The organism is Pseudomonas sp. REST10 (assembly GCF_029542605.1).
GTDB lineage: Bacteria > Pseudomonadota > Gammaproteobacteria > Pseudomonadales > Pseudomonadaceae > Aquipseudomonas > Aquipseudomonas khazarica.
In genome coordinates, this window is record NZ_CP035677.1 from 112,770 (window position 1) to 125,819 (window position 13,050).

The 13,050-nt window shown below is 67.7% G+C and carries 8 protein-coding genes; 5 read left to right on the forward strand and 3 right to left on the reverse strand.

Features of this window, described 5'->3' with window-relative positions; translation table 11 throughout:
- The first annotated feature begins 87 nt into the window (after window positions 1-87).
- Window positions 88-513 carry a VOC family protein gene (locus EWH21_RS00515; RefSeq protein WP_037055538.1) on the forward strand — a complete coding sequence of 142 codons (426 nt, stop codon included), beginning with the start codon at window positions 88-90 and terminating at the stop codon, window positions 511-513.
- A gap of 38 nt (window positions 514-551) precedes the next feature.
- Here EWH21_RS00515 and EWH21_RS00520 read toward each other — a convergent pair whose 3' ends face one another.
- Both EWH21_RS00520 and EWH21_RS00525 read right to left on the reverse strand, forming a co-directional pair.
- Window positions 552-1,217, reverse strand: coding sequence for a hypothetical protein (locus EWH21_RS00520; RefSeq protein WP_277699550.1), 666 nt, complete (start codon window positions 1,215-1,217; stop codon window positions 552-554).
- A 121-nt stretch (window positions 1,218-1,338) separates the two neighbouring features.
- Window positions 1,339-4,221 carry an EAL domain-containing protein gene (locus EWH21_RS00525; protein WP_277699551.1) on the reverse strand — a complete coding sequence of 961 codons (2,883 nt, stop codon included), beginning with the start codon at window positions 4,219-4,221 and terminating at the stop codon, window positions 1,339-1,341.
- A gap of 306 nt (window positions 4,222-4,527) precedes the next feature.
- On the opposite strand from EWH21_RS00525, the gene EWH21_RS00530 reads away from it, so the two are divergent.
- Together EWH21_RS00530 and EWH21_RS00535 are read left to right on the forward strand one after the other, a co-directional pair.
- Window positions 4,528-5,235, forward strand: a complete 708-nt coding sequence (locus tag EWH21_RS00530; RefSeq protein WP_037055542.1) for a DUF1266 domain-containing protein — start codon at window positions 4,528-4,530, stop codon at window positions 5,233-5,235.
- On the forward strand, window positions 5,232-7,904 hold the full coding sequence (locus tag EWH21_RS00535) for a DUF805 domain-containing protein (protein WP_277699552.1): 2,673 nt from the start codon (window positions 5,232-5,234) through the stop codon (window positions 7,902-7,904). Before EWH21_RS00530 ends, EWH21_RS00535 begins: the two co-directional genes overlap by 4 nt.
- Here the strand turns inward: EWH21_RS00535 and EWH21_RS00540 are convergent.
- Window positions 7,901-9,580, reverse strand: coding sequence for a molecular chaperone HscC (locus tag EWH21_RS00540; RefSeq protein WP_277699553.1), 1,680 nt, complete (start codon window positions 9,578-9,580; stop codon window positions 7,901-7,903). The two genes, EWH21_RS00535 and EWH21_RS00540, sit on opposite strands and share 4 nt — an antisense overlap.
- 118 nt (window positions 9,581-9,698) lie before the next feature.
- On the opposite strand from EWH21_RS00540, the gene uvrD reads away from it, so the two are divergent.
- Complete coding sequence (gene uvrD, locus EWH21_RS00545; protein WP_037055547.1) at window positions 9,699-11,882, forward strand: DNA helicase II; 2,184 nt, start codon at window positions 9,699-9,701, stop codon at window positions 11,880-11,882.
- Between the two features lie 26 nt (window positions 11,883-11,908).
- Complete coding sequence (locus tag EWH21_RS00550) at window positions 11,909-13,009, forward strand: TRAP transporter substrate-binding protein (protein ID WP_277699554.1); 1,101 nt, start codon at window positions 11,909-11,911, stop codon at window positions 13,007-13,009.
- Window positions 13,010-13,050: the final 41 nt, after the last annotated feature.

Consider the following 13,050-nt stretch of genomic DNA (forward strand, 5'->3'; position numbering starts at 1 on the left):
ACATTTGAGCTTGCGAGCAAGGATATTCGCTTTCGATCAATTCTGCTGTTGGTAGGCTGAAGCAAAAACCAACAGAGGTACTCCGTGATGGCCCTTGCTCCCTTTCACCTGGCAATTCCCGTATACGACCTGGCCGCCGCACGGCATTTCTATGGCGAGGTGTTCGGCTGCGCCGAGGGCCGCAGCAGCGAGCACTGGGTGGACTTCGACTTCTTCGGCCACCAGCTGGTCATCCACCAGGCGCCTAAGATGGCCTACCAGGAGTCGGCGGTGAGCAACCCGGTGGATGGCCACGACGTACCGGTGCCGCACTTCGGCGTGGTGCTCGCCTGGGCCGACTGGGAAGCGCTGGCCGAGCGCCTGCGCAGCCGCAGCACCCGCTTCGTCATCGAGCCCTACGTGCGCTTCGCGGGGCAGGTCGGCGAGCAGGCCACGATGTTCCTCCTCGACCCGTGCGGCAACGCCCTGGAGTTCAAGGCGTTCAAGGACATCGGCCAGCTGTTCGCGCGCTAGGTCCGGCGCCGCCGCCAACCGCCCGGCTCGGTGCGCGCCTAGGGCAGTTCGGCTACAGGCTGCGCGGGCTCGGGCAACAGCTCGCGCAGCGCCGCGTTGGCCTGCAGCAGCAGCGGCAGCAGTGGCTCCAGCACGCCTGGCGCAAGATGGGCGCAGATATCGGCCTGACGTGGCAGCGGCAGGCCGCTGAGCACGCGAGCGGAAAGCGCCACGTTGGCATCGGCGGCGGCCGCCTCGGTGAGCTTGCACAGGTAGCTGGTGGAGAAGCTGCGCAGGCTCTGCACGATGAGCTCGATGTCGACGATATGACGGGCGATCTGCAGCACCTGGTCGGCGTCGTGGATGCCGTAGATCAGCACCTTCACCTGCCTGGGCGACAGGCATTCGGCATAGCGCGCCGCGGTGGCGAAGGCCCCGATCACGCACAGCCGCCGGGCCACCTCCAGGTGCAGGCTGTCGGGCAGGCTGAGGTAGGTATCGAGGATGCTGCGCGGATCGAGGTGCGTGGTGACCTCGGCAAGGAACTCGATGGGCAGCGTCATGATCAGTTCGCGCAACTGCGCCGGCGGCATGTGCGGCGACAGTTGCGCGGCCTGTTCGGCGCCCAGCTGTTGCACCAGCGCCGCTTTCACCGCCACCGGCGCCATGCGCTGCGAAGCCAGCAGCAGGCGTTGGGACAGGCTCAGGTTGGGGGCTTTGGCCATCGGGTCCTCCTTGTCGTGAGCGAGGCCCGCAGCATCGCGCAGCGGCACGCGGGGCGCAGCCATCTTTGCGCCGGTCACGCCCGCAGCGTTCAGCCGTGACTGGGTAGGGAGGAAACGCGGCTCAACCCGGCGCGCGCTCGATCTGCGCGCGCAGCAGCTCGGCGAAGGCACTCGCCTCCACCGGACGACTGATCAGGAAGCCCTGGATCTCATCGCAGTGCTGGCTTTTCAGGTAGTCCATCTGCGCCTGGGTCTCCACGCCCTCGGCGACCACCTTGAGCTCCAGGCTGTGCGCCATGGCGATGATGGCGCGGGTGATCGCCGCGTCCTCGCCACCCGGCGACAGGTCGCGGATGAAGGTCTGGTCGATCTTCACGTAGTGCACCGGGAAGCGCTTGAGGTAGCTGAGCGAGGAGTAGCCGGTGCCGAAATCGTCGATCGCCAGCTTCACACCCAGCGCGCGCAGCTGCTGGAAGGTCACGATGACGCTCTCGACGTTGTCCAGCAGCTGGCTCTCGGTCAGTTCGAGCTCGAGGTACTCCGGCGCCAGCCCGGTCTCCTCGAGCACCTGACGGACCAGGCTGGTGAGATTGCCCTGGCGCAGCTGGTGCACGGACAGGTTGACCGACACGCGAATCTCCGCCAGCCCCTGGCGCTGCCACTCGCACGCCTGGCGACAGGCCTGACGCAGGACGAACTCGCCGATCGCGGTGATCAGCCCGGTCTCCTCGGCCAGGCCGATGAATTCGCCCGGCGGCACCAGCCCCTGCTGCGGATGACGCCAGCGCACCAGCGCCTCGGCGGCGTTGAGCTGATCGTCGGCGAGGTTCAGCTTGGGCTGGTAGAACACCTCCAGCTGGCCCTCGTCGATCGCCTTGCGCAGCTGGTTTTCCAGCTGCAGGCGCCCCAGGGTACAGGCCTGCAGGTTGTCGGTGAAGAACTGGAAGGTGTTGCCGCCCAGGTGCTTGGCATGCTGCACGGCCATGTTCGACTGGCTGATCAGCGTGCCGACCTCACGGGCATAGTCCGGCATCAGGCTGATCCCCAGCGACGCGCTGACCACCAGCTCGTGGCCGCCGACGGTCATCGGCACGCGCAGCTTGGCCAGCAGACGGCTGGCCACCCGCGCCAGGCTGGAGAGACTGCCGTAGGCATCGAGGATGATGGCGAACTCGTCACCGGACAGGCGCGCGATGCAGTCGGCCTCCGGCACGGTCTGGGTGAGGCGACGGCTCATCTGCCGCAGCAGCTGGTCGGCGACCTCGTGGCCAAGGCTGTCGTTGAGCAGTTTGAAACGGTCCAGGTCGATGTGCATCAGGGCGATGCTGCGTCCCGTCTGCCGCGCACGCTGGCTGGCCTCGTGCAGGCGCTCGCGGAACAGCGTGCGGTTGGCCAGGCCGGTCAGCTCGTCGTAGTGCGACAGGTAGCGCAGGCGCTCCTCGGCCTCGCGGCGCGCCGTGAGGTCGGCGAAGAAGCCCACGATATGGCTGGGCCGCCCGGCCGCGTCACGCACCATGTTGAGCTGCAACCACTGCGGGTAGAGTTCGCCGCTCTTGCGCGTCTCGATCAGCTCGCCCTGCCAGTTGCCGCTGCCATCGAGTTCCTGGCGGATGCTCAGGTACTGGCGGCGCATCTCGTCGCTGCCGAGCAGGCTGGTGACCCGGCGCCCGAGCACCTCGTCCCGCGAATAGCCGGTCACGCTGCTGAAGGCACGGTTCACCGCCAGCAGACGGTAGTCCGGGTCGAGGATGAAGATGCCTTCGCTGGCCGCTTCGAAGACCATCGCCGCCAGCCGCTGCTGCTGCTCCTGCTGGCGCCGTGCGCTGATGTTGCGGCGGGTGCCGAGCATGCGCAGCACGCGCCCGCTGGAGTCGCGCTCGACCGCACGGCCACGGTCCTCGACCCACACCCAGTGCCCGTCGGCGTGGCGTACGCGGTATTCGACGTGATAGTCCTCGCTGCGTCCCTTCATGTGCTCGAGCAAGGCACGCCGCAACGTCGGCAGGTCGTCGGGATGCAGGCGCGGGCGCAGGTCGCGCAGCATCTCCCTGACCTGTTCGGGGTCGAGGCCGAACAGCTCGCGCAGGTGCGAGTGGTGCACCTGGTCGCTCTGCAGGTCCCAGTCCCACAGCCCCAGTTCACTGGCCTCCAGCGCCAGCGACAGGCGCGCCTGGCTCTTGCCCAGCGCGTGCGTGGCCTCGTCCAGTTCCAGGGTGCGCTCGGCCACGCGCATTTCCAGCTCGCCATGGGCATCGCGCAGCTCGCGCTCGGCGCGACGACGTTGCTCCACCTCGCTGGCCAGCTCCCCGTTCAGCCCTTCGGCGCGCTGCTTGGCGTGCTCCAGATGGGCGATCAGCGCCAGGTTGTGAAACCGCTGCAACAGGCTGCGCTGGACCAGGCGGTTGACCTGCCAGGCGACGACCAGCAGTGCCAGGAAGAGAATGACGCTGATCAGCCCCCAGCCGCGCTGCAGGCTGTTGTCGCTGAGCAGCAGGAAGGCCGCCGACGGCAGCAGGCAGGGCAAGGCGAAGGTGAGGAACGCCGGCAGGCTGACCGCGTAGGCGACGCTGGCGGAGAGGATGGCCGCGGCGATCAGCCCATAGACCAGGGCCTGCTGGTAGAACACATCGGCGGGCACCAGGACGATCACGGCGAAGGCCAGGCTCAGCCCCGAGGCACCGGCGCCGAGCAGGAACACGCGGCGCCAGTAGGGTTCCGCCTGGCGGCTGGGCAGGGCGTCGTCGAAGGCCTTCACCTGGGTCAGGCGCAGCAGCACCAGCAGCACCACCCAGGCCAGCCACGTTGCGAGCAGGGGCACGCTTTGCTGATGCCACAGCAGCAGGGGGCAGGCCAGGCCGACCAGCAACATCAGCAATGTAGGCAGACGCGAGCCCTGGAAAAGCAGGCGCGTGCGCTCGACGGCGATATCCGTGGCGAACTGATGCTCGGTCTGCTGCGGGTCCAGCGTCATCTCTTGGATTGCGGCGCTAGTAGTGGCGGTCATAGGCGATGTTCTTGTAATGGTGCCTGAGGGCCTGCCCGCGCAAGCGGCGGTCGCAGCCCTGACGTGGCGGCAGAATACCCGAGACAGAAGCTGTGCCCAACAGAGATGTGGGCAATTTCACAACCTGGCGTCCAACTTTCGGCGGGCGTCCCGCGTCATGGGCGCAACGCGCGCGGACACCGGCCGGCTGACCTGCCAGTCATCGCTTGAGCGCTTTCGCCCGGGCCGCCGCGAGGCACTTGCAGCCCCCTGCCAACAGCTCCTAGGATGGCGCCCTCCCGCTCAAGGAAGAATGGCCCTCAGCCCATGGATGAACTGCAACGACGCTGGCTCTTCGCCCTGTCCGCACCGATGGTGGCGATCAATGCCCGCTACGACGCCCGCTACGACCTGCCGAATTTCTACCCGGACAACGAGTTCGTCGACCTGACCGAGTCCTGGGACATCGCCGATCGCCCGGCCCTGCTGGCGATGATCCAGCGCATGACCGACAACGGCCATGCCAGCGATCTGAGCGGCGCCTACTGGGACAATGCGCGCCTGCTGCCAAGCGAATGGCAGAAGCTGGTCGACAGCCTGGATGCCAGCCAGCAGGTCGCCTACCGCTACGTCGCCGATACCATCCTGGTGTGCGGCTCCGGCGGTATTCGCGCCTGGGACCTGGGGCGCATGAGTTTCCTCGCCCGCATCGGTCAGCTCAACGGCTGGCTCAGCCTCGAGGAAAACCTCTGGCTGCACAGCCGCCTGAGCCTGCGAGCGCGCTACTACTACCAGAACTGGCAGAGCTACCTGGCCGGCTTTCTCATCGGCCGCAGCTACTGGAGTTGCCTCGGCCACGAGCAGGCGGACGAGCTGGCGCTGTGCATCAGCCGCCAGGGCAGCAACCCGACGCACGTCGCGCTGGCACGCGAGCTGGCGATGAACCCGGCGGCAGGACTGGATGATCTGCACTGGGACCTGGAGCTGGATCTGCCGGAAAAACCTGAATCGCTGGAGGCATTCGACTGGTCATGAGTTGCTGGGAACACCTCGGCATCGAGCCGACAGACGATCAGAACGCCATTCGCACGGCCTACCGCACACGCCTGCCCGAGGTCCATCCGGAGCGCGACCCCGAGGGTTTCCAGGCGCTGCGCGGTGCCTACGAGGATGCCCTGCGCCACGCGCGCGGCGAAGCGAGCGAGGCCAGCGAGGCGGCCGCACTGCCCAGCGCCAGCGAACAGGCCGTGCAGCAGTTCGTCGAGCTGCTGCAGGATGCCGGCCGGCGCTTTCGCCCCGAGGCCTGGCAGGACTACTGCCGGGCGCTGGACCAGCTGCCGCTGGACGTGCTGGAGAGCATCGACGGCTCGCTGCGCCACCTGCTGCTCAGCAACGGGCCGTTGTCGCACCGCTGCGCGCAGCTGCTGACCGAGCGCATGGCCTGGGCCAACCGCCTGATGCAGCTGCCCTTCGAAGAAGCCGAGCCGCTCGACCAGTTGCTGCAGCGCATCGCCGAACCCGACCCGTTCGACCTCGCCACCCTCAGCGACTGGCCGAGCGTGGCGCAGGTGGAGAACCTCTGGTACGTGCGCACCCTCGAGCACCTGTTCCAGAACCGGCCGTTGCAGGAGTTCCGCGGCTGGAGTTCCCTGCACCTGTGCCTGCCGATGCCCGCCGACCCGGCCTACTACCCGCACCTGTACCGTCAGTGCACCCTGGCCGGCGTGGCCCTCAGCGGTGCCCTGGAGCACTACCAGGCGCGTCACGCCGAGCAGCCGGACGATCTCGACATCCTCTACCTGCTGGCGCTGCAGAAGCAGCACCATGACCAGGATGCCCTCGACCTGTGGACGCGCCTGTGGCTGGAACGCGAGATGCCCGAAGCGGCCGCCTGGTTGCTGGCGTGGAGCGCCTACCATGCACCGGAGCACCTGCCCCTGCTGATCATGGCCTGCGACCGCAGCCAGCAGGATGTGGACCGACAGTACGCCCTGGACGACAACCGTCTGGGCGATGGCGAGCCGGCGCAGAGCCCGCAGACCCTGGCCCGCTGGCTGCGCGCGGCCGACACCGACCTGCCGGCCCTCGCACGCACCTTCGTCGCCTGGCAACTGGGCGACAGCGAATGGCCGTTCCTCGCCGAACTGTTCAGCGCACTGGATACGCCGCTGACCCGCCTGTATCGCCAGGCCTGGCTGCTGCAGCGTGGCGAGGCGGCGGACATCGAGCCGCTGCTGAACCTGACGGCCGATGAGCACCCGCTCGGCGTCATCGTGCAGCAAGGCTTCGCCTACCTGGCCGGGCAACAGCTGCAATGGCTGCGCGAATCGCCCGCCGTGCAGGCACTGCAACATGCGCTGGCCACGCCCGGCGCGGCATTGCCCCAGGGTCTGGGCGACAACACCGTCGCCCGCGCGCAGATGCTGAGCTGGCTTCGCCGCCTGCGCCACTATGCGCCCGACACCCTGCAACGCCTGCAGGACGTGCTGGCCCCACTGGCGGACGGTCTGCATCCCTATTGCCTGAAGCTGCAACTGCGCCTGCTGCAAGCGGGACAGCCGTTGCCGCCGCTGCCCGCCGAGCCCGAGGCGCGCTGGCAGCTGCAGCGCCAGACCCTGCTGCTGATCGGCCTGCTGGAGCAGCCACTGCAGTGGCTGGGACGGCTGCGTGAGCGTGTCGGGCGCGTGCCCACCTCCGCCGAGCATCCGGCCCATGCCTTGCAGACGCAGTGGCTGGCGGCCGACGTCGCGCCTCAGCAGTGGCTGTTCGACCTCGACGAAGGCGATGCCTTGCAGGGACTGCTGGCGGCCGAACTGGTCAGCCCGAGCGTGCTGCTGGGCAGCCGCCGGCTGCCCTCGGTCGCCCGCATCGAAGCCAGCGCCCGGCACCACGGCCATGAGCTGGCGGGCGATCCCCTCGGCCAGATGATCCTCGACGCCCTGCTCTACCACGACCCGGACCTGCCGCGCGCGCTGCGCGACCAGGCCCTGCAGCGGCTGCACGGTTTCACCGGGCCCAGCACCTGGTTCGACGCGTTCCGCGAGGGCCTGGTCAAGGCACGTCCCGAGTCCCTAGCGCAGTCGATCTGCAAGGACAACGGACTGCCCTTCTCGACCATGCAGACGATCTTCGAGTCGATGCGCACCCTGTATCAGACCAAGCCTGGCGTTCCCACCTCGGGTCAGCTGCGCTCGCTGCAGCAGGCCAAGGACAGCACCGTGACACCCATCGCGGTGCGCCTGGCGATCACCCTGCTGCTGTCACGCAGCGAACGCCTGCTGCCTCGGCATCAGCCCGACAGCCTGCGCGCGCAGTGGCAACCCTGGCGACTGGGCGGGCGCCTGAACCGGCTCAACTTCACCCTGCAGACCATCGCCCTGGCGGCGATCGCCGTGCCCCTGGCCGGCCTCGCCAGCAAGGCCGGCAACGGTCTGGCCCTGGCGACGCTGCTGGTCATCGGCCTGGCGCTGATCGGCTGCCAGTTGCGCCGCCTGCACGACATGAGCCGTGGTGCCGGCACCCTGGTGATGCTGCTGGCCGGCAGCTTCTTCATGCCCTACATAGCGCTGCTGCTGTTCTTCTGGCCAGGCGACCCGCTGCCCAACCGCTACGGCCCGCCCGCTGGCCGACGGGCCGACGCCGGGCAGGGCCTGCAGGCCCGCCTGCGCCAGCTCAACGGCTTCCGCGAGCCGCCGGCCGGCTAGAAGCGCAGCGCCTGCAGCTGCTGCTCCAGGCGCTGCCGCGCGGCGGTGATCGGCTGCTCCTGCTGGGTGCCGAGCACGTTCTGGAACTCGTCCAGCCACTGGCCGATCTGCTCGCGCTCGGCCCCCAGGGTCTGCATCCAGGCGCGTTCCAGACGTGCCAGCAGCGTGCGGTTGGGCAAGGTATCGCGCGGGTGGATCTTCAAACCGGCCAGGCGCGCCTGGCTGGTGGCCCGTGCCTCGGCACTCAGGCCGGTGGGGCTGCGGTCGATCACATGGCCGTGGCGCTGGCCGTTCTCCAGGGTCACGTCCACTTCCAGCAGGCCGTTGATGTCGTAGCTGAAGCGCACATCCAGTGCCTGCACCTGGCCGGTCTGGACCAGCTTCACCTCGAAGGCATCGACGAAGATGTTGTCGCGCACCCAGGGGCGCTCGCCCTGGTAGACCTCGATGCGGATGTACTCCTGCTGCGCGTGGGTGGTGTAGTAGCGCTGCACCCGCGAGGTCGGGATCACCGTGTTGCGCTCGATGATCGGTGAGAAGGCGCCGGGCTGCTCGTCGCTGCGGCGCGAGGCGATCCCCAGGGTATAGGGGCAGACATCGGTGAGGATGACTTCCTCGATGGCATGGTCGCGCGCCTTGCAGGCGGCCTGGGCGGCGGCGCCGAGGGCGACGATGGTGTCCGGGTCGAGGTGCCGGTAGGGCAGACGGCCGAACAGGGTCGCCACCAGTTGCTGCACCGCACTCATGCGCGTGGCACCGCCGACCAGCACCAGGCTGTCGAGATCGCGCGGATTGAGCCGCGCATCGCGCAGGGCCTGTTCGATGGGCTGGCGCAGACGGGTCAGCAGCGGCGTCCAGATCTGCTGCGCCCGCGCCTCGTCCAGCTGCCACTGGCGGCCCATCCAGTCCAGCGTCTGCGGACCGTCGGCGAGGCGCCGCTTGAGTTGCTCCAGGGCATCTTCCAGGCTCGCCAGCGCCTGGCTGTCCAGCGCGCTGCGCGCCAGTTGCCAATCGTCCAGGCAGGCCCCGAGCAGGGCTTCGGTGAAATCTTCACCCCCCAGGAAGTTGTCGCCGGTGGAAGCATGCACCTCGATCAGCGGCAGCGCGTATTCGAGCACGGTGACGTCGAAGGTGCCGCCGCCCAGGTCGAAGATCAGGGTGCGTTCGAACTGCTGCTCGTGCAGGCCGTAGGCCATCGCCGCAGCGGTCGGCTCGTTGATCAGGCGCTCGACGCGCAGCCCGGCCAGCTCCGCCGCGAACACCGTGCGCTTGCGCTGTTCATCGCTGAAATAGGCTGGCACCGAAATCACCGCCGTGCTCACCGGCATGCCGAGGTGCGCCTCGGCATCGGCCTTGAGCGAGCCGAGCACCAGCGCCGAGAGTTCTTCCGGGGTGAACTGACGGTCGCCCAGCGTGAAACGCTTGTCGCTGCCCATGTAGCGCTTGAACGCCGCCACGCTGCGCAGTGGATGAGTGGTAAGCCGGGCACGGGCAGCGCTGCCGACGAGGATGCTGCCATCTTCGTCCAGGCTCACCGCCGACGGCGTGAGGACCTCGCCGAGGGCATTGGGAATGAGCTCCGCACGCCCCTCGCGCCAAACCGCGATGAGGCTGTTGGTGGTGCCCAGGTCGATGCCCAGCAAGGGGCTTTCCATGGCGTGGGTACCGGTAGACATCGGCGTCACGACTCCTTCAGATCCATTGAGAGGCGCAGTCTACTCCGCGCGCAGGCCTCGGCAAACCGCCTGGTCGACACGGTTTGCCCTCCCCTGTCCGGCCCCCTAGAATGCCGCGATGCAAAACGACCCCGAACTCCTCCTCGCTTCGCTCAACGACGCCCAGGTCCAGGCCGTGGCTGCCCCGCTCGGCCGCCAACTGGTACTGGCCGGTGCCGGCTCCGGGAAAACCCGTGTGCTGGTGCACCGCATCGCCTTCCTGATTCAGGCCATGGGTGCTTCGCCTCATTCGATCCTGTCGGTGACCTTCACCAACAAGGCCGCCGCCGAGATGCGCCAGCGCATCGAGGACATGCTCGGGCACAGCCCGGCCGGCATGTGGGTCGGCACCTTCCACGGCCTGGCCCACCGCCTGTTGCGCGCGCACTGGCAGGAAGCCGGCCTGGCCGAGAACTTCCAGATTCTCGACTCCGACGATCAGCAACGCCTGATCAAGCGGGTGATCCGCGACCTCGGCCTGGACGAACAGCGCTGGCCGGCCAAGCAGGCGCAGTGGTTCATCAATGGCCAGAAGGACGAGGGCTTGCGCCCGGCGCACATCCAGGCGGGCGGCGATCTGTTCCTCGCCACCATGCGCGGTATCTACGAAGCCTACGAGGCGGCCTGTGCCCGCACCGGGGTGATCGACTTCGCCGAGCTGCTGCTGCGCGCGCTCGACCTCTGGCGCGACAAGCCGGGCCTGCTCGAACACTACCAGCGGCGCTTCCGCCATATCCTGGTCGACGAGTTCCAGGACACCAACGCCGTGCAGTACGCCTGGCTGCGCTTCCTCGCCAAGGGCGGCGACAGCCTGATGGTGGTCGGCGACGACGACCAGTCGATCTACGGCTGGCGCGGCGCGAAGATCGAGAACATCCAGCAGTTCTCCAGCGATTTCCCCGACACCCAGCTGATCCGCCTGGAGCAGAACTACCGCTCCACGGCCGGCATCCTCAAGGCCGCCAACGCCCTGATCGCCAACAACAACGGGCGCCTGGGCAAGGAGCTGTGGACCGACGGCAGCGACGGCGAGCCCCTGGCGCTGTACGCCGCGTTCAACGAGCACGACGAAGCCCGCTACGTGGTGGAGAGCATCGAGGACGCCCTGCGCAAGGACGGCCTCAAGCGCAGCGAGATCGCCATCCTCTATCGCTCCAACGCCCAGTCGCGGGTGCTGGAAGAGGCGCTGCTACGCGAGAAGATCCCCTACCGCATCTATGGCGGGCAGCGTTTCTTCGAGCGCGCCGAGATCAAGAACGCCATGGCCTACCTGCGCCTGCTCGACGGCCGCGGCAACGATGCCGCGCTGGAGCGCATCATCAACGTGCCGGCGCGCGGTATCGGCGAGAAGAGCATCGAGACCATTCGCGAATACGCCCGCGCGCATGACGTGCACATGTGGCAAGCGATCCGCCTGATGCTCGCCAACAAGGCCCTGCCGGGCCGCGCTTCGAGCGCCCTGAGCGGCTTCATCGAGCTGATCGAAGGCCTGGCGGAGAAGGTCCTGGCGATGCCCCTGCACCAGATGACCCAGGTGGTCATCGAGCAGAGCGGCCTGCTCGCCTACCACGAAGCGGAAAAAGGCGAGAAAGGCCAGGCCCGCGTGGAGAACCTCGAGGAACTGGTCAGCGCGGCACGCACCTTCGAGAATGACGAAGACGACGAGCTGACCCCGCTGCAGGCCTTCCTCACCCACGCCTCGCTGGAGGCCGGGGACACCCAGGCCGCCGAGAACGAGGACAGCATCCAACTGATGACCCTGCACAGCGCCAAGGGCCTGGAATTCCCGCTGGTGTTCCTGGTGGGCATGGAAGAGGGTCTGTTCCCGCACAAGATGAGCCTGGAAGAACCGGGCCGACTGGAAGAAGAGCGCCGCCTGGCTTATGTCGGCATTACCCGTGCCATGCAGAAGCTGGTGATCAGCTACGCCGAAACCCGGCGTCTCTACGGTAGCGAGACCTACAACAAGGTATCGCGCTTCGTCCGCGAAATACCCGCACCACTGATTCAGGAAGTCCGCCTGAACAACAGCGTCAGCCGCCCGGTGAACACCAGTTCCATGGGTGGCAGCAGCCTGTTCGCCGGCAGCGCCGTACCGCAGACGCCCTTCAACCTGGGGCAACGCGTGCGACACAGCCTGTTCGGCGAGGGCACCATCCTCAATTTCGAGGGTGCCGGCGCACAGGCGCGGGTACAGGTGAATTTCGAAAACGAAGGCAGCAAGTGGCTGATGCTGGCCTATGCCAAGCTGGAAGCCTGTTAGAACCTACCGTATCTGGAGAACCATCGATGAATCGCCGCAACCTGTTCGGCGCCGCCCTGGCCGTGATGGCCACCTTCGGCCTGCTCGGCTGCAAGGAAGACAAGGCTGGCAGCGAGCAAACCGCAGCCGCAGCCGCGCCCGCACAGACCATCCACTGGAAGATGGTCACCTCCTGGCCGAAGAACTTCCCCGGCCTCGGCACCGCAGCCGAGCGCCTGGCCGAGCGCATCAACGCCATGAGCGCCGGGCGCCTGACCGTCAAGGTCTACGCCGCCGGTGAGCTGGTGCCCGCCCTGGAAGTGTTCGACGCCGTTTCCCGCGGCACCGCCGAGATGGGCCACGGCACCCCGTACTACTGGAAAGGCAAGGTACCGGCCGCGCAGTTCTTCAGCAGCGTGCCGTTCGGCCTGTCCACCCTGGAAATGAACGCCTGGCTCAGCCACGGCGGCGGCCAGGCACTGTGGGACGAGACCTACGCGCCGTTCGGCGTGAAGCCGCTGTCCGCTGGCAACACCACCATGCAGATGGCCGGCTGGTTCAACAAGGAGATCAACAGCCTGGATGACATCAAGGGCCTGAAGATCCGCATGCCGGGCCTCGGCGGCGAAGTCTGGAGCAAGCTCGGCGCGATCACCGTCAACCTGCCCGGCGGCGAGATCTTCACCTCCCTGCAGACCGGCGCCATCGACGCCACCGACTGGGTCGGCCCCTACAACGACCTGGCCTTCGGCCTGCACAAGGCCGCCAAGTACTACTACTACCCGGGCTGGCAGGAGCCGCAGGCAGTGGTCGAGTCGATGGTCAACCAGAAGGCCTTCGACGCCCTGCCGGCCGACCTGCAGGCCATCGTCGTCGAGGCGGCACGCGCGGCCACCCTGGACATGATGGACGACTACGTGTTCAACAACGCCAAGGCGCTGGGCAGCCTCAAGGCCGAAGGCGTGCAGCTCAAGCGCCTGCCGGACGACGTGCTGCAGGCCATGCGCGAACAGTCCGCAGCCGTGCTCGAGCAACTGGCGGCGGCCAACGACCTCAACGGCCGCATCTGGGCCTCGCAGAAAGCCTTCCTCGAAGAGGCCAGCGCCATGCAGGCACTGACCGAGAAAGAGCTGTACAACTGGCGCTGAGCCAATCGAACGGGGCCACTGAAGGCCCCGTTTTTCTTAGG

Coding starts and splice junctions, on each gene's coding strand:
- EWH21_RS00515 (WP_037055538.1), top strand. CDS start 88: ATGGCCCTTGCTCCCTTTCACCTGGCAATTCCCGTATACGACCTGGCC.
- EWH21_RS00520 (WP_277699550.1), bottom strand. CDS start 1,217: ATGGCCAAAGCCCCCAACCTGAGCCTGTCCCAACGCCTGCTGCTGGCT.
- EWH21_RS00525 (WP_277699551.1), bottom strand. CDS start 4,221: ATGACCGCCACTACTAGCGCCGCAATCCAAGAGATGACGCTGGACCCG.
- EWH21_RS00530 (WP_037055542.1), top strand. CDS start 4,528: ATGGATGAACTGCAACGACGCTGGCTCTTCGCCCTGTCCGCACCGATG.
- EWH21_RS00535 (WP_277699552.1), top strand. CDS start 5,232: ATGAGTTGCTGGGAACACCTCGGCATCGAGCCGACAGACGATCAGAAC.
- EWH21_RS00540 (WP_277699553.1), bottom strand. CDS start 9,580: ATGTCTACCGGTACCCACGCCATGGAAAGCCCCTTGCTGGGCATCGAC.
- uvrD (WP_037055547.1), top strand. CDS start 9,699: ATGCAAAACGACCCCGAACTCCTCCTCGCTTCGCTCAACGACGCCCAG.
- EWH21_RS00550 (WP_277699554.1), top strand. CDS start 11,909: ATGAATCGCCGCAACCTGTTCGGCGCCGCCCTGGCCGTGATGGCCACC.